The organism is Citrobacter freundii ATCC 8090 = MTCC 1658 = NBRC 12681 (genome assembly GCF_011064845.1).
In the GTDB taxonomy this organism is placed as follows: domain Bacteria; phylum Pseudomonadota; class Gammaproteobacteria; order Enterobacterales; family Enterobacteriaceae; genus Citrobacter; species Citrobacter freundii.
This window is the reverse complement of the sequence record NZ_CP049015.1, coordinates 4,937,764-4,957,773: the sequence shown is the minus strand read 5'-3', so window position 1 is coordinate 4,957,773 and position 20,010 is coordinate 4,937,764. Positions and strand designations below refer to the sequence as shown.

The window sequence follows — 20,010 nt, the reverse complement described above, 5'->3', positions numbered from 1 at the left end:
GGCGGACTCCACTCGAACAAAAGTCGATAAATGACAAAGGCTGAAACATTCATGATTGTTGACGCACACCGACAAGACCCTATGCAAAGGGTGACGTGCGAATTGCTATCTGCAATTTTTACCCGATCAGGATCCATTGAAACGATCAGGACCGCGGATCATAGCGTAAACTGAGAAAGAGATCTTCTGTTTCTCACAGATTCTTCCCGATTTATCCACAGGATGATCCAGAATCGGCTAAGTGTAAACGATCCTGGAGAAGTGCTGCAGGTTTTAGCGCGCATATTGAAAAAATTAATGAGTAAAGATGCTTTACTGCTTAAACGATCTAATAAAGATCCCGAGCGATCCTTGCGCTTTATCCACCAGCCCGTATAATTCTTACCCCCAGCGAGTAACGGTCGCCTTACGGCGTCAACGCTGCCTGTTTTTTACGCGAAACCATGCGGAAAAAAGCGGGAAATAAGGAAAGAGAATTGACTCCGGAGTGTACAATTATTACAATCCGGCCTCTTTAATCACCCACACTGTGGCGTAAGTCGTTCGAAATTCGTTCGGGTATACGCAAAAGTCAGTGAATTTATTCAAGTTTAGGTAGAAATCGCCATGAAACGCACTTTTCAACCGTCTGTACTGAAGCGCAACCGTTCTCACGGCTTCCGTGCTCGTATGGCTAATAAAAATGGTCGTCAGGTTCTGGCACGTCGTCGTGCTAAAGGCCGTTCTCGTCTGACCGTTTCTAAGTAATAAAAGCTAGCCCCTGAGTGGTTAAGCTCGCATTTCCCAGGGAGTTACGTTTGTTAACTCCCACTCATTTCACATTCGTCTTCCAGCAGCCACAACGGGCTGGCACGCCGCAAATCACCATCCTCGGCCGCCTGAATTCGCTGGGGCATCCCCGTATCGGTCTTACAGTCGCCAAGAAAAATGTTAAACGTGCGCATGAACGCAATCGGATTAAACGTCTGACGCGTGAAAGCTTCCGTTTACGTCAGCACGACCTTCCAGCAATGGATTTCGTGGTGGTGGCGAAAAAAGGGGTTGCTGACCTCGATAACCGTGCTCTCTCGGAAGCGTTGGAAAAATTATGGCGTCGCCATTGTCGCCTGGCTCGCGGGTCCTGATAGCCCTCATTCGGGTCTATCAACGCCTGATCAGTCCGCTGCTTGGGCCGCATTGCCGTTTCACTCCAACCTGTTCGAGCTACGGAATTGAGGCATTGCGCAGGTTTGGAGTGATAAAAGGCAGTTGGTTGACGGTGAAACGCGTATTAAAATGCCACCCTTTACACCCTGGTGGTGACGATCCCGTCCCGCCCGGACCATTTGATACCAGAGAACACTAACGATGGATTCGCAACGCAATCTTTTAGTCATCGCTTTGCTGTTCGTGTCTTTCATGATCTGGCAAGCCTGGGAGCAGGATAAAAACCCGCAACCTCAGGCCCAACAGACCACGCAGACAACGACCACCGCAGCGGGTAGCGCCGCAGACCAGGGCGTACCGGCCAGTGGCCAGGGGAAACTGATTACGGTTAAAACTGACGTGCTTGATCTGACCATCAACACCCGTGGTGGTGATGTGGAACAGGCTTCACTGCCAGCTTACCCGAAAGAACTCGGTTCTACCGAACCGTTCCAGTTACTGGAAACCACGCCACAGTTCATCTACCAGGCTCAGAGTGGCCTGACAGGTCGTGACGGCCCGGATAACCCGGCTAACGGCCCGCGTCCGCTGTACAACGTCGAAAAAGACGCGTTTGTACTGGCTGACGGTCAGAACGAACTGCAGATCCCGATGACCTATACTGACGCAGCGGGTAACACATTCACTAAAACGTTTGTACTCAAGCGTGGTGAATATGCTGTCAACGTTAACTACAGCGTGCAGAACGCCGGCGAAAAACCGCTGGAAGTCTCCACCTTTGGTCAGCTGAAGCAATCCATCAATCTGCCATCTCATCGCGATACCGGAAGCAGCAACTTTGCGCTGCACACCTTCCGCGGCGCGGCGTACTCCACGCCGGATGAGAAGTATGAGAAATACAAATTCGACACCATTGCTGAAAACGAAAACCTGAACGTCAATGCTAAAGACGGCTGGGTCGCAATGCTGCAACAGTATTTCGCAACGGCATGGGTTCCGCGTAACGACGGCACCAACAACTTCTATACCGCTAACCTGGGTAACGGCATTGCCGCTATCGGCTATAAGTCACAGCCGGTACTGGTACAGCCTGGCCAGACTGGCGCGATGACCAGTACCCTGTGGGTCGGCCCGGAAATTCAGGATAAAATGGCGGCCGTTGCACCGCACCTGGATCTGACCGTGGATTACGGCTGGTTGTGGTTCATTTCTCAGCCGCTGTTTAAACTGCTGAAATGGATCCATAGCTTCCTGGGTAACTGGGGCTTCTCCATCATCGTTATCACCTTTATCGTTCGTGGCATCATGTACCCGCTGACCAAAGCGCAGTACACCTCCATGGCGAAGATGCGTATGCTGCAGCCGAAGATTCAGGCAATGCGTGAGCGTCTGGGCGATGACAAACAGCGTCAGAGCCAGGAAATGATGGCCCTGTACAAAGCTGAGAAGGTTAACCCGCTGGGCGGCTGCTTCCCGCTGATCATCCAGATGCCAATCTTCCTGGCGTTGTACTACATGCTGATGGGCTCCATTGAACTGCGTCATGCGCCGTTCGCTCTGTGGATCCATGACCTGTCTGCACAGGACCCGTACTACATTCTGCCGATTCTGATGGGCGTGACGATGTTCTTCATTCAGAAGATGTCTCCGACCACTGTAACCGACCCGATGCAGCAGAAGATCATGACCTTTATGCCGGTCATCTTCACCGTGTTCTTCCTGTGGTTCCCGTCAGGTCTGGTGCTGTACTATATCGTCAGCAACCTGGTAACCATTATTCAGCAGCAGCTGATTTACCGTGGTCTGGAGAAGCGTGGCCTGCATAGCCGCGAGAAGAAAAACTCCTGATTCGGTGTAGGCCGGATTAGGCGAAGCCGCCATCCGGCAAACGGAACATAAAGTAAAGGGCGGTCATTAGACCGCCTTTTTTATTGCATTAAGAAGAGACAAACCATGAGCCATAACGACACCATCGTCGCTCAGGCCACCCCACCGGGACGTGGTGGCGTGGGTATCCTGCGTATCTCCGGCCTGAAGGCGCGTGAGGTCGCAGAAACCGTACTGGGGAAACTACCCAAACCGCGTTATGCCGATTATCTGCCGTTTAAAGACGCGGATGGCAGCACGCTGGATCAGGGGATTGCCCTGTGGTTCCCCGGCCCGAACTCCTTTACCGGCGAAGACGTTTTAGAGCTTCAGGGTCACGGAGGTCCGGTGATTCTTGACCTGCTGCTCAAACGTATTCTGACCATTCCCGGGCTGCGCATTGCCAGACCGGGTGAATTCTCCGAGCGCGCGTTTCTCAATGATAAGCTCGATTTAGCCCAGGCAGAGGCGATTGCCGACCTGATCGATGCCAGCTCGGAGCAAGCCGCTCGCTCGGCGCTGAACTCGTTGCAGGGTGCATTTTCCGCACGGGTAAATCATCTTGTGGAAGCGCTCACTCACCTACGCATCTATGTGGAAGCGGCGATCGACTTCCCGGATGAAGAAATCGACTTCCTGTCTGACGGCAAGATTGAAGCGCAGCTCAATAACGTTATCAGCGATCTTGATGCCGTACGTGCCGAAGCGCGTCAGGGTAGCCTGCTGCGCGAAGGGATGAAGGTAGTCATTGCCGGTCGCCCTAACGCCGGGAAATCAAGCCTGCTGAACGCGCTGGCAGGCCGTGAGGCGGCTATTGTGACCGACATTGCGGGGACGACTCGCGACGTACTGCGTGAGCATATTCATATCGACGGTATGCCGCTGCACATCATCGATACTGCCGGTTTGCGCGATGCCAGCGATGAAGTTGAACGCATTGGTATCGAACGTGCGTGGCAGGAAATCGAACAAGCCGACCGTGTGCTGTTTATGGTGGATGGCACCACCACCGATGCCGTGGACCCAGCTGACATCTGGCCAGACTTTATTGCCCGTCTGCCAGCCAAACTGCCGATTACCGTGGTGCGTAACAAAGCGGATATTACCGGTGAGACGCTGGGCCTTAGCGAAGTAAATGGCCACTCACTGGTTCGTCTCTCCGCACGTACCGGTGAAGGTGTTGACGTACTGCGTAACCATCTCAAACAGAGCATGGGCTTTGAAACCAATATGGAAGGTGGCTTCCTGGCGCGTCGTCGTCACCTGCAGGCACTGGCAGAAGCGGCGGAGCATCTTGAGCAGGGTAAAGCCCAACTTCTCGGAGCATGGGCCGGAGAATTGCTGGCAGAGGAGCTACGTCTGGCGCAGCAGAACCTCAGTGAGATCACCGGGGAATTTACCTCCGACGATCTGCTGGGACGAATTTTCTCCAGTTTCTGTATTGGTAAGTAACGTTGTGTTGCCCGGTGGCGCGATGCTTGCCGGGCCTACAGGCCCTGTAGGCCGGATAAGGCGTTTACACCGCCATCCGGCAACAACAATTTCCCATGCGGAAATCACTGTTGTCCAAATGGCAACTCGTGCAGTTGACTCTCTGACCGTATGCTTAGCGCCACATTTCTCATGAGGTCGCTATGACACGCTTTCTAATCTGCAGTTTCGCCCTGGTTCTTCTTTATCCTGCCGGTATTGATATGTATCTGGTGGGGCTGCCCCGTATTGCGGCCGATCTACAGGCCAGCGAGGCGCAACTGCATATCGCGTTTTCGGTTTATCTGGCGGGAATGGCGACGGCGATGCTTTTCGCCGGAAAAGTTGCCGACCAGTCAGGACGTAAACCAGTCGCCATTGTCGGTGCACTCATCTTTATTTTCGCCTCTGCGCTGTGTTCATTTGCCGAGAGCGGTACGCCGTTCCTGGTAGGCCGCTTTATTCAGGGTGTGGGCGCCGGCTGCTGTTATGTGGTGGCTTTCGCTATTCTGCGCGATACGCTCGACGATCGTCGCCGGGCGAAGGTACTGTCGTTGTTGAACGGTATTACCTGTATCGTGCCGGTGCTGGCTCCGGTGATGGGGCATCTGATCATGCTCAAATACCCGTGGCAGAGCCTGTTCTACACGATGATGGGGATGGGTGTGGCTGTTTGCCTGCTGTCGGTGTTTGTCCTGCGAGAATCGCGCCCAGCAACGCTTATGGCGACGATGGAAAAGAACCACACAACCGAATCACTGGTAAACCGCTTTTTCTTAAGCCGTCTGGCCATTACCACCCTCAGCGTGTCGGTGATCCTGACCTTCGTGAATACGTCTCCGGTGCTGCTGATGGAAGTGATGGGCTTCGACCGCGGCGAGTACGCCACTACCATGGCCATGACCGCTGGCATCAGTATGGCGGTCTCTTTCTCTACGCCATTTGCTCTGAGCGTGTTTAAACCTCGCGTTATGATGCTGACCTCGCAGGTGCTGTTTCTGTGTGCAGGCGTGGTGTTAACCCTTGCTACTTCACACGCGGTAACGTTGTTCGGGTTAACCTTAATCTGCGCCGGATTCTCGGTCGGTTTCGGTGTTGCGATGAGCCAGGCGCTGGGACCGTTCTCGCTGCGCGCGGGCGTCGCCAGCTCGGCATTAGGTATTGCACAGGTTTGCGGTTCCTCGCTGTGGATTTGGCTGGCGGCTGTTCTTGGCCTTGATGCGCTGAATATGCTGATCGGGATTCTGATTGGCTGTAGCATAGTGAGTATCATGCTGATTATCACTGTTGCACCTAACCGGTCCGCGCCAACTCATGAAGAAATCCCTCAGCAGTCTCGATCTTAATTTATTGCTCTGCCTGCAGCTGTTGATGCAGGAACGCAGCGTCACTAAAACCGCTAAACGGATGAACGTCACACCGTCGGCGGTCAGTAAGTCGCTGTCGAAGCTGCGGGCCTGGTTTGACGATCCCTTGTTTGTGAACACCCCGCTGGGGCTATCGCCGACGCCGCTGATGGTCAGCATGGAGCAGAGCCTGGCTGAATGGATGCAGATGGGCAATCAGCTGCTCGATAAGCCGCACCATGAATCGCCGCGCGGGCTGAAGTTTGATCTGGTGGCCGAAACGCCGCTGGTGATGATCATGTTCAACGCGCTCTCCCGGCAGATTTACCAGCGCTATCCTCAGGCGACGATCAAAATACGCAACTGGGACTATGATTCGCTGGATGCCATTATTCGCGGTGAAGTGGATATTGGCTTCACCGGGCGCGAAAGTCATCCGCGTTCGCGCGAACTGCTGAGTTTGTTGCCATTGTCGATCGACCATGAAGTGCTGTTTTCCGATCTGCCCTGCGTCTGGCTACGTGAAGATCATCCCGCACTGCAGGAAGAGTGGAATCTGGACACCTTTCTGCGCTATCCGCACATCAGCATTAGCTGGGAGCAAAGCGATACCTGGGCGCTGGATGAAGTCCTGCAAGAAATGGGGCGCGCACGCAATATCGCGTTATGTCTGCCTGGTTTTGAGCAATCGCTGTTTATGGCAGCGCAGCCGGATCACGCGCTGATTGCCACCGCACCGGTTTATTGCCAGCGTTATAACCAACTCCACCAGCTTCCACTCGTTGCGCGGCCGATGCCATTTGATACGGCGCAACTGGAAAAAATGCGCGTACCGTTTACTCTTCTTTGGCATAAACGCAACAGCCACAATCCTAAGATCGTCTGGCTAAAAGACACGATCAAGGCGCTTTATCGCGATATATCCTGACGATCCGTCATTTTGGTGTTTCAAAATCGACCATTTTGGCAACAGAAATGTAAATATCGCGTAATGTATCCCATTTCCGCTTACTTTTTGGGCAGCAAAGCCTGCCCGGAAGCCGTGTAAATGTTACTCTGGTGATAATCACGGACCATTAATCACGGAGCGAAAAATGGCGACACATTTTGCCAGAGGGATTCTTACGGAGGGACACCTGGTATCAGCTCGCCTCCCTTCTCCATGCCATATCGAAGCAAGAGATCTGCCCGCTCATCGCCGAACACGCTTCCTGGCCTCCCGAAGTCTTCTCGCCGAACTGATGTTCATGCTTTACGGCACCAGCACGTTGCCTGAGATTGTTACTGAGGCGAAAGGTAAGCCCGTTTTTCGCGATAAGAATCTACCGGGATTTTCGATCTCTTATGCCGGGAATATCGTCGGCGTTGTGCTAACGACTGAAGGAACGTGCGGCCTGGATATGGAACTTCAGCGGGCAACCCGCGGGTTTAACAATCCAAATTCAGCGGAAACGTGGCGCTTCTCCAGTAACGAAAACCTGTGGATCAATAATCAAAACGACCCCAATGAAGCACGCGCGCAGCTCATTACATTGCGCCAGAGCGTACTCAAACTCACTGGCGATGTATGCAATGACGATCCGCGCGAACTCCAGCTTTTACCCGGCGCAGGACGCCTGAAATGTGCCCATGTTGCGCAGATTGAAGCCATTTGCGATGCGGAAGATGTGCTGGTGTGGTCGGTTGCGGTTTCGCCAGCCATTGAAAAACTCAAGGTTTGGGAGTTTGATGGTCAGCAGGACTGGAAAAGTTTGCCTGATATCCAGACTCGCGCCAATGAGCCAACGGGTCGTCTGATCCGGTTCTCTCAATTATGCGCAGCGAAAAGCCATACGCTTTGATTTAACCTTTATGATGAAACAGGAGTCGCCATGTCTGAAACATTGAATGTTGTTACGTTACTGGGAAGTCTGCGCAAAGGTTCGTTTAATGGAATGGTTGCCCGTACACTGCCCAAGATTGCTCCCGCAGGAATGGAAGTGAGCGCGTTACCGTCGATTGGTGATATCCCACTGTACGATGCCGATCTCCAGCAGGAAGAAGGTTTTCCGGCCAGCGTAGAAGCACTGGCTGAGCAAATCAGAAAGGCTGACGGTGTCGTCATCGTCACACCTGAATATAACTATTCTGTTCCGGGCGGACTGAAGAACGCCATCGACTGGCTGTCTCGCCTGCCCGATCAGCCATTATCCGGCAAACCGGTGCTGATCCAGACCAGCTCCATGGGTGCCATTGGCGGCGCGCGCTGCCAGTACCATCTGCGTCAAATCCTGGTGTTCCTCGACGCCATGGTAATGAACAAGCCGGAATTTATGGGCGGGGTCATTCAAAACAAGGTGGATCCACAGACGGGTGAAGTGATTGACCAAAGCACGCTGGACCATCTGACCGGCCAGTTGACCGCATTTGGCGACTACATCCAACGCGTGAAAGCCTAAAAGAAAACGCCCGCCAGCAACGATGCCTGGCGGGCAGTTGTCCAGACCGATATTTTAGTGCGCGTCGATAAACACAATCTTCAGCACAAACAGCAGCGCGACAACGATGACGCACGGGCTGAGATCGCGGAAACGTCCAGTACCGATTTTCATCACGCAGTAAGAGATAAAGCCCAGCGCAATACCTTCGGTAATTGAGAAGCTAAACGGCATCATCACGGCGGTAATAAACGCCGGAACCGCTTCAGTCAGGTCTTCCCACTTCACGCGCGACAGGCTTGATGTCATCAGGACACCAACGTAAATCAGCGCACCTGCAGCTGCATAGCCCGGAACCATTCCCGCCAGCGGCGACAGGAAGATAACCAGCAGGAACAGCAGGCCAACGACGACTGCAGTCAGGCCAGTACGGCCACCAACCGACACCCCGGAAGAGGATTCAATATAGGCAGTAACGGAAGAAGTCCCGATAAACGCCCCGGTAACCGACGACACGCTATCCACATACAGCGCCTGCTTCATGCGTGGGAACTTGCCCTTCGCGTCCGCCAGACCGGCTTTATCCGTCACGCCAATCAGCGTACCGGAGGAGTCAAACAGGTTGACCAGCATGAACGAGAAAATCACACCCGCCAGGCCAATGTTAAACGAACCGGCCAGATCGACATGTCCGATAACTGACATCACGCTCGGCGGCGCAGAAACGATACCGTTGTAATGGACATCGCCCAGCATCCAGCCCAGCAGCGTGGTTACAATGATGGAAATCAGCACCGCCGCATGAATATTACGTGACGCCAGAATCGCGATGATAAAGAAGCCCAGAATACCGAGCAGTACGCTGTGGGACGTCAGGTTACCGATAGACACCAGCGTGTCTTTGTTGGCGACGATAACACCTGCGTTTTTCAGCCCCATCATGCCGATGAACAGACCGATACCGCTGGTGATCCCCACGCGCAGGCTCACCGGGATATTGGCAATCATCCAGTAACGTACGCGGAAAATGGTCAGCAGCAGCAGACCTACCGCGCCCCAGAAGATAGCACCCATACCGATCTGCCATGACAGGCCCATCGCGCCGACGACCACGAAAGCGAAAAATGCGTTCAGGCCCATAGCAGGCGCAAGTGCGACCGGCAGGTTAGCAAATAGCCCCATCAGGATGCTACCAAAGGCAGCAATAAGGCAGGTGGTAACAAAGACTGCGCTGGTATCCATGCCAGCCACGCCAAGAATTTGCGGGTTAACAAAAACGATATACACCATCGTCAGGAAGGTGGTTAAACCGGCGATCACTTCGGTCCGTGCCGTCGTGCCATGTTCGCGCAGTTTGAACACGCGTTCCAGCATCCCCTGGCCAGAAGCCTGGGTTGTGTGTTGTTGACTCATTATCAATTTCCGAACAAGGAGGGAAAATTCGTCGCTATCCTATACCAAAATGCGACAATAGGGTTGGGTTATGAGCAACTTTTTTCATTGATTTTGCTTATACGGCAACGATTGCGTCGCCCAATAATGCATTACGAAAACGTTAAACTTGTTAAAACGGAAATGACATGTCCCAGATAGAAGCCGTATTTTTTGACTGTGACGGTACCCTTGTCGACAGTGAAGTGATTTGTTCTCGCGCGTATGTCAGCATGTTCCAGGCGTTTGGCATTACGCTCGATCTTGAAGAAATTTTCAAACGCTTCAAGGGGGTAAAGCTGTACGAGATCATCGACATTATCAACGAAGAGCACGGTGTCGAACTGGCAAAAGCCGATTTAGAACCGGTTTACCGCGCTGAGGTCGCACGTCTGTTCGATACCGAGCTGGAAGTCATTGCTGGTGCGCACACGCTGCTGGACAGCATGGCTGTGCCAATGTGCGTGGTGTCTAACGGTCCGGTCAGCAAAATGCAGCATTCGCTGGGTAAGCTGGGCATGTTGCACCATTTTCCTGATTTACTGTTCAGCGGCTACGATATCCAACGCTGGAAGCCCGATCCGGCCCTAATGTTCCATGCAGCAAAAGCAATGGACGTTAATGTTGAGAACTGCATTCTGGTTGATGATTCCAGCGCAGGCGCGCAGGCGGGGATTGCGGCGGGGATGGAAGTGTTCTACTTCTGCGCCGATCCGCATAACAAACCGATCGATCATCCAAAAGTCACGACCTTTACCGATCTGACACAGTTGCCGGAATTGTGGAAGGCACGGGGTTGGGATATTACCCGGTAATTTTTTGTAGGCCCGGTAAGCTTGCGCCACCGGGCAATTGCCGGATGGCGCTAACGCTTATCCGGCCTACTTTCTACGTTTTTATCACTCTTTAGGATCTTTGCCCGCCAGCAGCTTATCCAGCTCATCGCCGCCCACGTGACGGAAGTCTTGTCCCTTCACGAAATAGAAGATGTATTCGCAGATATTCTGGCAGCGGTCACCGATACGTTCGATGGAACGTGCGCAGAACAGCGCGGTCAGCACGCTTGGAATGGTACGTGGGTCTTCCATCATATAAGTCATCAGCTGACGCACGATGCCTTCATACTCCTGGTCGACTTTCTTATCTTCGCGATAAATACGTACCGCTTCGTCGAGATCCATACGCGCAAACGCATCCAACACGTCGTGCAGCATCTGCACGGTGTGACGACCCAGCGACTCCAGACTTACCAGCAGCGGCTGGTGTTGTTGCGAGAACTTCTCCAGCGCGGTGCGGCAAATTTTATCTGCCACGTCGCCAATACGTTCCAGCTCAGCGATGGTTTTGATAATCGCCATCACCAGACGCAGGTCGCTCGCTGTCGGTTGACGCTTGGCGATGATGCGCACGCAGGCTTCGTCGATCGCCACCTCCATCATATTGACGTTCTTATCGCCTTCAATGACGCGCTTCGCCAGCTCGCTATCCTGATTGTGCATCGCCGTGATTGCATCAGAAAGCTGCTGCTCGACCATGCCGCCCATGGTCATCACCTGGGTACGGATGCTTTCCAGCTCTGCATTGAACTGGCCGGAAATATGTTTATTAAGGTTAAGGTTATCCACAACAAGCTCCTGAATCAGCCGTAACGACCGGTGATGTAATCTTCAGTTTGTTTCTTCGCGGGCTTGGTGAACAGATCGTCCGTGTTACTGAACTCAATCAACTCGCCCAGGTACATAAATGCCGTGTGATCGGAACAACGCGCAGCCTGCTGCATGTTGTGGGTAACGATAACGACGGTGTAATCCTCTTTCAGCTCAGTGATCAGCTCTTCGATACGCCCGGTAGAAATAGGGTCGAGCGCTGAACATGGCTCATCAAGCAGAAGCACTTCCGGGCGAATGGCGATGCCACGCGCAATACACAGTCGCTGCTGCTGACCACCCGAGAGAGAGTACCCGCTCTGGTGTAATTTATCTTTGGTTTCATTCCACAATGCGGCCTTGGTCAATGCCCACTGCACGCGTTCGTCCATATCCGCACGCGAGAGTTTCTCAAACAGACGTACGCCAAAAGCGATGTTGTCGTAGATGGACATCGGGAACGGCGTGGGCTTCTGGAATACCATGCCCACTTTGGCACGCAGCAGAGCGATATCTTGGGTATTGGTGAGAATATTGTCGCCATCCAGCAGAATTTCACCTTCCGCACGTTGCTCCGGGTACAGTTCAAACATTTTGTTGAACGTACGCAGCAGCGTCGATTTACCACAGCCAGAAGGCCCGATAAACGCCGTTACCTGGTTTTTAGCAATATCCAGGTTGATGTTCTTCAGGGCATGGAATTTGCCATAGTAGAAGTTCAAATCACGAACCTGAATTTTACCTGGGGCAGTATCAACCATACTCATTTCAATCTTTTCCTCATCCGGCGCCGCATCAGCCACGCCGTAAAAATTAACCGTGTTTCTTCTTCGCGAAAATGACGCGCGCCAGAATGTTCAGCAGCAGTACGCACAGGGTAATAATCAGTACCCCGGCCCAGGCCAGTTGCTGCCACTCAGCAAACGGGCTCATCGCAAACTTAAAGATAGTGACCGGCAGGTTGGCGATAGGCTGCATCATGTCGGTGCTCCAGAACTGGTTGGAGAGCGACGTAAACAGCAGCGGAGCCGTTTCACCTGCGATACGAGCAATTGCTAACAGAACACCTGTAATGATCCCCGAGACAGATGCCTTCAGGGTGATCGCAGAAATCATCTTCCATTTCGGCGTACCCAGTGCATAGGCGGCTTCACGCAGACTATCTGGCACCAGCTTGAGCATGTTCTCTGTGGTACGAATAACAATAGGCACCTGCAGCAGCGCCAGCGCGATCACGCCCGCCCAGCCGGAGAAATGCTCCATTTTTGCTACCACGATGGTGTAAACGAACAGACCGACCACGATAGATGGCGCAGAAAGCAGGATGTCATTGATAAATCGGATGACCTCAGCCAGCCAGGACTTACGCCCATACTCCGCCAGGTAGATACCCGCCATAATACCGAGCGGGGTACCAAACACGGTCGCCCACAGAATCAACAGACCGCTACCGGCCAGGGCGTTCGCCAGACCACCGCCCGCCGTATTCGGCGGCGGCGTCATTTCGGTGAACAGCGCCAGCGACATACCGTCAATACCGCGGGTGATCGTGGACATCAGGATCCAAATGAGCCAGAACAGACCGAACGCCATGGTTGCCATAGAGAGCGTCAGCGCGATGCGGTTTTTCAGACGACGACGCGCCTGCATTTTACGGCGGGATTCCGCAAGCTGAGCGGTGTTTTGCATTTCAAGCGTAGCCATTAGCGTGCCCCCTCGTTCTTCGCAAGGCGCATGATCATGAACTTAGACGCAGCCAGCACGATGAAGGTGATCACAAACAGAATCAGACCCAGCTCCATCAACGCGGCAACGTGCAGCCCAGATTCCGCTTCGGCAAATTCATTCGCCAGCGCAGAGGTAATACTGTTGCCCGGCATGTACAGCGAGGCGCTATCGAGCTGGTAGGTGTTACCGATGATAAAGGTCACCGCCATGGTTTCACCCAGCGCACGCCCCAGACCCAGCATCACGCCGCCAATTACACCGTTTTTAGTGAACGGCAGGACGATACGCCAGATAACTTCCCAGGTGGTACAGCCGATGCCGTAGGCCGACTCTTTCATCAGTACCGGCGTTTGTTCGAACACATCACGCATAACCGCCGCAATGTACGGGATGATCATGATGGCGAGGATCACGCCAGCCGCCAGAATACCGATACCAAAAGCCGGGCCGGAGAACAGTGCGCCAACAAACGGAATGTTGGAAAGGATGTTTCCGACCGGCTCCTGGAAGTACGTCGCAAACAGCGGGGCAAAGATAAACAGCCCCCACATGCCGTACACGATACTCGGAATTGCCGCCAGCAGTTCAATAGCGATACCCAGCGGGCGACGCAGCCAGCCAGGTGCAAGTTCAGTCAGGAACAGCGCAATGCCGAAACTCACCGGAACGGCAATCAGCAGTGCAATAAGTGAGGTAACCAGCGTACCGTAAATCGGTACTAAAGCACCGTAGATATCGTTCGGCGCATCCCAGTCTTTGGTCCACAGAAAGGAGAAACCAAATTTCTGAATGCTTGGCCAGGAGGAGATAACCAGAGAGACAATAATGCCACCCAACATCAATAGCACAATCAGCGCAGCCAGTCTTACCAGCGCGCTGAAGATCATGTCACCCTTTTTACCCGGTGGGTTAAAAGCAGGCTTGGTTGCAGCCATAAATCACTCTTTAAGTTAAACGCGTTTACGAAGTTGCCCATGCCGGATGGCGCTACGCTTATCCGGCCAACAAAGCGGGCCTACAGTCGAAACCGTAGGGCGGATAAGCGTAGCGCCATCCGCCAACTCGTTAAAGATATTCTATTAGTACAGAGCTTTACCGCTGCTGTCTTTCACGTTGGTCTTCCATGCAGCACGAACCTGCTCAACCACGCTGTCCGGCAGGCTGGCGTAATCCAGGTCGTTAGCCTGTTTGCCGCCATTTTTGTACGCCCAGTCGAAGAATTTCAGCACTTCTGCGCTCTGCTCTGGTTTCTTCGACTCTTTATGGACCAGGATGAAGGTGGTGGAAGTGATTGGCCACGCGTCGTCACCTTTCTGGTTAGTCAGATCCTGAGCGAAAGTTTTGCTCCAGTCAGCGCCTTTTGCGGCGTTAGCAAAGCTCTCTTCTGTCGGGCTTACCGGTTTGCCATCAGCAGAGACCAGCTTGGTGTACGCCAGGTTGTTCTGCTTAGCGTAAGCGTACTCAACGTAACCGATAGAACCCGGCAGACGCTGTACGAACGCAGCGATACCGTCGTTACCTTTACCGCCCAGACCGGTCGGCCAGTTCACGGTAGAGCCGGAACCAATTTTAGATTTCCACTCTTCGTTTACTTTTGCCAGGTAGCTGGTGAAAACGAAGGAAGTACCGGAACCGTCAGCGCGACGCACAACGGCGATATTCTGTGAAGGCAGCTTCAGACCCGGGTTCAGTTTGGTGATGGCTTCATCATCCCACTTCTTAATTTTACCGAGGTAGATGTCACCCAGCGTTTTACCGTCCAGCACCAGCTCGCCGGATTTCAGGCCCGGGATATTCACAGCCAGCACTACGCCACCGATCACGGTCGGGAACTGGAACAGACCTTCTTGCGCCAGTTTTTCGTCAGACAGCGGTGCATCAGAAGCGCCGAAATCAACGGTATTGGCCGTAATTTGTTTTACACCACCGGAGGAGCCGATACCCTGGTAGTTTACTTTGCTACCGGTCTCTTTCTGATAGGTATCTGCCCATTTGGCATACACTGGCGCAGGGAAGGTTGCACCTGCACCTGTCAGGCTCGCTGCTGCAAACGCAGAGAACGCGCTCATGGATAAGGTCGCGGCGACAACAGTTGCGACAGTGGTACGCATAACTTTCATAATGTCTCCTGCACGGTTTTCGTAAATCGTTGTTTGAGTTGCTACTGTGAGCAAAATAGGACAAACAGGTGACAGTTAAATGTACGAAATATGACAGTTTTATGACAACGAAAAATACGGGAAGTTTTTTATCTAAAAACACATTCAAAACAAAAAGTTAGTCGCCATCATGACAATAACATTTCGTTAAAATTTTCTTTTTATGACACTGAAAACAGTAGTTGAAGATGACGGTTTGTCACATAAAACAGGCGGGATAATTGATTAAAAACAGAACAAGTTTAAAAAAATGCCCCGCTTGTAGCAGGGCATTTCCAGTTCAGTTAAGCACGGATTACTCTACGGTAACTGACTTCGCCAGGTTACGCGGCTGATCGACGTCGGTGCCTTTAATCAGTGCCACATGATACGCCAGCAGCTGCAGCGGAACGGTGTAGAAGATCGGTGCAATCACCTCTTCCACATGCGGCATCTCGATGATGTGCATGTTTTCGCTGCTGGTAAAGCCAGCATCCTGGTCAGCAAAGACGTACAGCTGACCGCCACGGGCGCGAACTTCTTCAATGTTGGATTTCAGTTTTTCCAACAGTTCGTTGTTCGGCGCAACCACGATAACCGGCATATCGGCATCAATCAGGGCCAGCGGACCGTGTTTCAGTTCACCTGCGGCATAAGCTTCAGCGTGAATATAAGAGATCTCTTTCAGCTTCAGCGCGCCTTCCAGCGCAATTGGATACTGATCGCCACGGCCAAGGAACAGCGCATGGTGTTTGTCAGAGAAACCTTCTGCCAGAGCGGCAATGCGTTTGTCCTGAGACAACATCTGCTCAATACGACTCGGCAGCGCCTGCAGACCGTGAACGATCTCCTGCTCAATAGCCGCATCAAGGCCTTTCAGACGGGACAGTTTCGCCACCAGCATCAGCAGAACGGTCAGCTGAGTGGTAAATGCCTTCGTGGAGGCCACACCGATTTCGGTACCGGCATTGGTCATCATCGCCAGGTCAGATTCACGCACCAGAGAAGATCCTGGTACGTTACAGATAGCCAGCGAGCCCAGATAGCCCAACTCTTTAGATAAGCGCAGGCCCGCCAGGGTATCCGCCGTTTCACCAGACTGAGAAAGGGTAATCATCAGGCTGTTACGGCGCACGGCGGATTTACGATAGCGGAATTCGGAAGCGATTTCGACATCACAAGGAATACCCGCCAGCGATTCAAACCAGTAGCGGGACACCATACCGGAGTTGTAAGACGTACCGCAGGCGATAATCTGGATATGCTCAACCTGAGACAGCAGCTCGTTGGCACGCGACCCCAGCTCGCTTAAATCCACTTCACCGTGGCTAATGCGCCCGGTCAGCGTATTTTTAATCGCGTTCGGCTGTTCGTAGATCTCTTTCTGCATGTAGTGGCGATAAATACCTTTTTCGCCCGCGTCATACTGCAGATTCGATTCGATATCCTGACGTTTCACTTCTGCGCCAGACTTGTCGAAAATAGAGACAGAACGACGAGTCACTTCCGCGATGTCACCCTCTTCCAGGAAGATGAAGCGACGGGTTACCGGCAGCAGCGCCAGCTGATCGGAAGCGATGAAGTTTTCGCCCATACCCAGACCAATCACCAGCGGGCTACCAGAACGGGCCGCCAGCAGGGTTTCCGGATTACGGGTATCCATGATCACCGTGCCGTAGGCACCACGTAGTTGGGGAATAGTACGCAGCACGGCTTCACGCAGCGTACCACCCTGTTCCAGTTCCCAGTGCACCAGGTGAGCAATCACTTCGGTGTCGGTTTCAGAAACAAAGGTATAGCCACGCGTTTTCAACAGCTCACGCAGTGGTTCATGGTTTTCAATGATGCCGTTATGCACCACAACAATGTGTTCAGAAACATGAGGATGCGCGTTCGCTTCTGAAGGTTCACCGTGTGTCGCCCAACGGGTATGAGCGATACCTGTACCACCATGCAACGGATGTTCTTCCGCAGCAGCAGTCAGCATCTGCACTTTACCCAGACGACGCAGACGGGTCATGTTACCTTCAGCATCGACGACGGCCAGACCAGCAGAGTCATAACCACGATATTCCAGACGACGTAAACCTTCGAGAAGGATTTCAGCTACATCACGCTGCGCGATAGCGCCAACAATTCCACACATATTTTTTGATTCCGAATTTAGGCATTATGCCTGTCGTTGTCGCTGACCTGTATTTGCCCATTTCGGGCGCCCCGAGCCTTGTAGAGAGTGGGGTTATTTTTATGGTACTGCTTGTTGAGCGGAGGATTATGTTATCCCCTCATCTCTTGTGTGCCTGATGGCGCTTACGCTTATCAGGCCTACAGAACGTCACCGCACGTAGGCCGCCATCCGGCAAAAATCACTTACTTCTTCTTCACCGGACGCTGCCAGCCCTGTTTATGGACCTGAGGTACACGGCTTAATACCAGTTCGTTATCGGCGACATTACGCGTTACGGTGGTTCCGGCGGCAATCGTCGCACCTTTACCCACGGTGACAGGCGCCACCAGTTGAGTATCAGAACCCACAAACACATCATCACCAATAATGGTTTTAAACTTATTGGCGCCATCGTAGTTGCAGGTAATCGTACCCGCGCCGATATTCACGTTATCGCCAATTTCCGCATCACCCAGGTAGGTCAAATGACCGGCTTTGGAGCCTTTACCCAGACGCGCTTTTTTCATTTCGACAAAGTTACCCACGTGCGCGCCTTCCTGCAGCTCAGCACCCGGGCGCAGACGTGCGAATGGACCAATGGTGCAAGCGGCTTCCAGATGCGCATCTTCCACCACACTGTATGGGCTAAGCTCGCAACCCTCACCAATCACGCTGTTTTTGATGATGCAACCGGCACCAATCTTGACGCGATCCCCAACGGTTACGTTACCTTCAATGATAACGTTAGTATCAATTTCAACATCGCGCCCGTGAATAAGCGTACCGCGAAGATCAAAACGTGCCGGATCGCGCAGCATCACGCCTGCCAGCAGCAGTTTTTCTGCCTGCTCGGACTGATAAACACGTTCCAGACGGGATAGCTGAAGACGGTTATTCACCCCTTCAGTTTCGCTAATGCGTGCCGGATGTACTGCAGCAATTTCACGTCCTTCCTGATACGCCATCGCGATGATATCGGTGATGTAGTATTCACCCTGCACGTTGTTGTTGGTCAGTTTAGACAGCCAACGCTTCATGTCAGCGCCGTTGGCAATCAGGATACCAGTGTTTATTTCCTGGATTTGACGCTGCTCGTCGGTGGCATCTTTATGCTCAACGATACCCGTGACATTGCCGTTATCGCGGGTAATTCGGCCATAACCGGTTGGGTCATCAAGTTTTACCGTTAGCAAACCAATGCCGCCCTGCGGTTTAGCTTCACGCAGGCGACGTAAGGTATCGGTAGAGATCAGCGGCACATCGCCATAGAGCATTAAAATGTCTTCATCATCACCAAAGAATGGCGCCGCCTGCTGCATTGCATGGCCGGTACCCAACTGTTCCGCCTGCAGAACCCAGTTCAGATTGCCATCTTTCAGCGTCTGCTTGAGCAAATCACCACCGTGCCCGTAGACCAGATGTACGTGAGTCGCACCTAATTCATTAGCAGCATCAATGACATGCTGAACCATCGGTTTTCCTGCGAGGGTATGCAGCACTTTAGGGAGATCGGAATACATACGCGTGCCTTTGCCTGCGGCAAGGATCACGACGCTCATAGCATTATTCAACATACACATCCTGACTGTAATTTGAGAACGAATTTATACCGTTTCACATTGAAAATACTACATTTTTTTCAGCGTGAAATGGACCGAAGATAAAACGTTCAACAGGGGTAATTCCCCATCTGATAACTCACTATTTTCGTCTAAATCAGTATCTTTTGTCTGCCAAAAACCTGGGGGCTGCTCTTATTAAAGCCTTAGGTTAATGTTTTTGCTATTTTTTCACCGCATGAATAAAGAGTTACACATGCAAAGCCCGGTTTTATTTATGTGATTCAGTGAGAAACCGAACATACGTACGCGAAATAAAAAGTTGAGGGAGAAGAGTAGGGGAGGGGATTTATAACAACAAGTGGCGCTGACTGATAAACCATATCAAGCATCGCGCCACAGGACAGGCAGGTAAAGTCTAAAAGCTCATATTGCTGAACATGGCGATGATTTTATTGAGTAATTTCATGTTGGCATCTCTTTTTATCTGATTTTATTATGTGACACACATCACATAAAAAGAGTCTACGCCGCATTTTTTAGCCAATCAATATTTTTATGATCTAAATCACAAAACAGCTTTCAATTTAAATGTTCTTGCAGCAAAAGCAAAAAAAAGCCAGCCTGGAAACCAGACTGGCCTTTATGCTTTTCAAGCCGGTGTTACATCGCTTTTTTGGTCAACTCGATAACGCGCAGTTTCGCGATCGCTTTGGCCAGTTCCGCAGATGCCTGAGCGTAATCCACGTCACCATGAGAGCTCTTGATGTGCTCTTCAGCCTTACGCTTCGCTTCCAGGGCTCTCGCTTCATCGAGATCCTGTCCGCGAATCGCGGTATCAGCCAGAACGGTCACGCTGCCAGGCTGCACTTCGAGAATGCCGCCGGACAGGTAGATAAACTCTTCATGACCGAACTGTTTAACGATGCGGATCATACCAGGCTTAATGGCGGTGAGCAGCGGTGCGTGACCCGGGAAAATACCCAGTTCACCTTCACTACCCGTTACCTGGATTTTCTCGACCAGACCAGAGAACATTTGTTGCTCTGCGCTGACGACGTCCAGGTGGTAAGTCATTGCCATATCACCCTCCGAT

Annotated in this window: 20 protein-coding genes; 11 read left to right on the top strand and 9 right to left on the bottom strand. The window is 52.4% G+C overall.

All coding sequences use genetic code 11. The features are described 5' to 3' along the window. Nucleotides 1-222: 222 nt before the first annotated feature. From G4551_RS24155 to G4551_RS23695, 10 genes are all read left to right on the top strand, one after another. Nucleotides 223-378, top strand: coding sequence for a hypothetical protein (locus G4551_RS24155; RefSeq protein ID WP_418219453.1), 156 nt, complete (start codon nt 223-225; stop codon nt 376-378). Between the two features lie 228 nt (nt 379-606). Beyond that, nucleotides 607-747 (top strand): 50S ribosomal protein L34, encoded by a 141-nt coding sequence (gene rpmH / locus G4551_RS23735; protein WP_003023858.1) that lies wholly within the window; start codon nt 607-609, stop codon nt 745-747. Between the two features lie 17 nt (nt 748-764). Next, nucleotides 765-1,124, top strand: a complete 360-nt coding sequence (gene rnpA / locus G4551_RS23730) for a ribonuclease P protein component (RefSeq protein WP_003023848.1) — start codon at nt 765-767, stop codon at nt 1,122-1,124. Beyond that, nucleotides 1,088-1,345, top strand: a complete 258-nt coding sequence (gene yidD / locus G4551_RS23725) for a membrane protein insertion efficiency factor YidD (protein ID WP_003023846.1) — start codon at nt 1,088-1,090, stop codon at nt 1,343-1,345. The genes rnpA and yidD overlap by 37 nt, the downstream gene beginning before the upstream one ends. A 2-nt stretch (nt 1,346-1,347) precedes the next feature. Beyond that, nucleotides 1,348-2,994, top strand: a complete 1,647-nt coding sequence (gene yidC / locus G4551_RS23720; RefSeq protein WP_003023844.1) for a membrane protein insertase YidC — start codon at nt 1,348-1,350, stop codon at nt 2,992-2,994. Nucleotides 2,995-3,099: 105 nt separating this feature from the next. Continuing rightward, nucleotides 3,100-4,464: a tRNA uridine-5-carboxymethylaminomethyl(34) synthesis GTPase MnmE gene (gene mnmE, locus G4551_RS23715; protein WP_003840593.1), complete on the top strand. Its 1,365-nt coding sequence runs from the start codon at nt 3,100-3,102 to the stop codon at nt 4,462-4,464. A gap of 182 nt (nt 4,465-4,646) precedes the next feature. Next, entirely contained in the window at nt 4,647-5,828 is a 1,182-nt protein-coding gene (locus tag G4551_RS23710) for an MFS transporter (protein ID WP_003840591.1), read from the top strand. Further along, nucleotides 5,797-6,756: an HTH-type transcriptional regulator YidZ gene (yidZ, locus tag G4551_RS23705; RefSeq protein ID WP_003023837.1), complete on the top strand. Its 960-nt coding sequence runs from the start codon at nt 5,797-5,799 to the stop codon at nt 6,754-6,756. Before G4551_RS23710 ends, yidZ begins: the two co-directional genes overlap by 32 nt. Nucleotides 6,757-6,922: 166 nt before the next feature. Next, entirely contained in the window at nt 6,923-7,669 is a 747-nt protein-coding gene (locus G4551_RS23700) for a 4'-phosphopantetheinyl transferase family protein (RefSeq protein ID WP_003840588.1), read from the top strand. Nucleotides 7,670-7,699: 30 nt separating this feature from the next. Next, nucleotides 7,700-8,266, top strand: coding sequence for an NADPH-dependent FMN reductase (locus G4551_RS23695; RefSeq protein WP_003023832.1), 567 nt, complete (start codon nt 7,700-7,702; stop codon nt 8,264-8,266). 54 nt (nt 8,267-8,320) lie between these two features. On the opposite strand, the gene adeP is transcribed toward G4551_RS23695, so the two are convergent. Further along, a complete protein-coding gene (adeP, locus tag G4551_RS23690; RefSeq protein ID WP_003840586.1) occupies nt 8,321-9,658 on the bottom strand; it encodes an adenine permease AdeP in 1,338 nt (445 codons plus the stop codon). Between the two features lie 167 nt (nt 9,659-9,825). Between adeP and yieH the strand changes: the two genes are divergently transcribed. Beyond that, nucleotides 9,826-10,491, top strand: a complete 666-nt coding sequence (gene yieH, locus G4551_RS23685; RefSeq protein WP_003840584.1) for a 6-phosphogluconate phosphatase — start codon at nt 9,826-9,828, stop codon at nt 10,489-10,491. An 84-nt stretch (nt 10,492-10,575) separates the two neighbouring features. Here yieH and phoU read toward each other — a convergent pair whose 3' ends face one another. The 8 genes from phoU to G4551_RS23645 all read right to left on the bottom strand — a co-directional run bounded on the left by phoU (nt 10,576) and on the right by G4551_RS23645 (nt 19,997). Further along, nucleotides 10,576-11,301, bottom strand: a complete 726-nt coding sequence (gene phoU, locus G4551_RS23680) for a phosphate signaling complex protein PhoU (RefSeq protein ID WP_003023824.1) — start codon at nt 11,299-11,301, stop codon at nt 10,576-10,578. A gap of 14 nt (nt 11,302-11,315) precedes the next feature. Continuing rightward, entirely contained in the window at nt 11,316-12,089 is a 774-nt protein-coding gene (gene pstB / locus G4551_RS23675) for a phosphate ABC transporter ATP-binding protein PstB (protein ID WP_003023821.1), read from the bottom strand. Nucleotides 12,090-12,135: 46 nt separating this feature from the next. Continuing rightward, nucleotides 12,136-13,026, bottom strand: a complete 891-nt coding sequence (gene pstA, locus G4551_RS23670) for a phosphate ABC transporter permease PstA (RefSeq protein WP_003023819.1) — start codon at nt 13,024-13,026, stop codon at nt 12,136-12,138. Beyond that, nucleotides 13,026-13,985 carry a phosphate ABC transporter permease PstC gene (gene pstC, locus G4551_RS23665; protein ID WP_003023817.1) on the bottom strand — a complete coding sequence of 320 codons (960 nt, stop codon included), beginning with the start codon at nt 13,983-13,985 and terminating at the stop codon, nt 13,026-13,028. Before pstC ends, pstA begins: the two co-directional genes overlap by 1 nt. 144 nt (nt 13,986-14,129) lie before the next feature. Next, entirely contained in the window at nt 14,130-15,170 is a 1,041-nt protein-coding gene (gene pstS, locus G4551_RS23660) for a phosphate ABC transporter substrate-binding protein PstS (protein WP_003023814.1), read from the bottom strand. A 334-nt stretch (nt 15,171-15,504) separates the two neighbouring features. Continuing rightward, a complete protein-coding gene (glmS, locus tag G4551_RS23655) occupies nt 15,505-17,334 on the bottom strand; it encodes a glutamine--fructose-6-phosphate transaminase (isomerizing) (RefSeq protein ID WP_003840580.1) in 1,830 nt (609 codons plus the stop codon). A 224-nt stretch (nt 17,335-17,558) separates the two neighbouring features. Further along, nucleotides 17,559-18,929 (bottom strand): bifunctional UDP-N-acetylglucosamine diphosphorylase/glucosamine-1-phosphate N-acetyltransferase GlmU, encoded by a 1,371-nt coding sequence (glmU, locus tag G4551_RS23650; protein ID WP_003840578.1) that lies wholly within the window; start codon nt 18,927-18,929, stop codon nt 17,559-17,561. A gap of 648 nt (nt 18,930-19,577) precedes the next feature. Next, a complete protein-coding gene (locus tag G4551_RS23645) occupies nt 19,578-19,997 on the bottom strand; it encodes a F0F1 ATP synthase subunit epsilon (protein WP_003023809.1) in 420 nt (139 codons plus the stop codon). Nucleotides 19,998-20,010 lie beyond the last annotated feature (13 nt).